Source organism: Terrisporobacter mayombei (assembly GCF_020748465.1).
In the GTDB taxonomy this organism is placed as follows: Bacteria; Bacillota; Clostridia; order Peptostreptococcales; family Peptostreptococcaceae; genus Terrisporobacter; species Terrisporobacter mayombei.
In genome coordinates this window covers 1-483 of record NZ_JAHZMP010000163.1, presented here as the reverse complement: position 1 = coordinate 483, position 483 = coordinate 1, and the positions used below count along the sequence as shown (strand labels likewise).

General features: G+C 31.3%; 1 pseudogene. It reads right to left on the bottom strand.

From position 1 onward, the window contains the following. A pseudogene (locus K0039_RS20910) lies at window positions 1-347 on the bottom strand (MFS transporter); the annotation flags it as partial. Window positions 348-483: the final 136 nt, after the last annotated feature.

Here is a 483-nt window from a genome sequence, read left to right as displayed (position 1 = left end):
ACTACAAATGTTAGAGCTATGAATATAGTCATTGGAGTTGATGCAGGTAATACTAGGAATAAAACTATTACTGCTATACCAAATACATATATTGGTAAAAGTACTTTTGTAGGAGATTTTAATTTGTCTGCACAATATCCTCCAAATGGTGCTCCAAACAATTTTAGACCATGTTGTCTTATTATTGCTAATGCACCAGATAGTGCTACAGAACCTCCAAGTACAGATGTTATATATGGTGTAAAATAAGACATTGTAACTGTGAATGAATATACACAGAATATACTTATTCCTACTATCCAAGTAGTTAGTGATTTTAGTACTATTATAAAATCACCAGCAGACATTTTTTCACCTGCTTCTTCTTTTTCTTCTTAAATATCTACATCTTTAATTACAAACCATAATACTGGACACATTGCTATTGATAATATTCCTAAAGATATCATTACCCATCTCATACCCAATGTAGGAGTTGCAAAG